General features: G+C 64.3%; 1 pseudogene. It reads right to left on the reverse strand.

Going from position 1 to position 333, the window contains the following annotated elements:
- A pseudogene (locus FDW81_RS17975) lies at nucleotides 1–333 on the reverse strand (hypothetical protein); the annotation flags it as partial.

The raw sequence follows: 333 nt of genomic DNA on the forward strand, positions 1-333 counted from the left end.
GACACCAGCACCGGCGGCGAGCAGCAGGAAGGTTCCCGGCTTGTTGCGGGCGAACCGCTGCACTTCACCAAGCAGGTCACCCGGCTGCTTGTTCTCAAGCCACGACGCTACCGATTCACTGCGCTGCGCGGCCTGGCGGATCAGGTCGCTGGCCATGCCCTGCTGGTCCGGGGCGTCAGCCATGCTCTGCAGCTGGCTGGAAATGGTGCGGATTCCTTCGGCAGCCTTCTGCTGCTGTGTCCCTGCCTGGCTGGTAAGTCCCGACTTCGCCTGGCTCAAAAGGTCCTGCGCGCTGGACTTCGCCTCGGAAACCACATTCGCGGCTTCTTCCTT

Origin of the sequence: Pseudarthrobacter sp. NamB4, from assembly GCF_005796185.1 — a bacterium.
Lineage (GTDB): Bacteria > Actinomycetota > Actinomycetes > Actinomycetales > Micrococcaceae > Arthrobacter.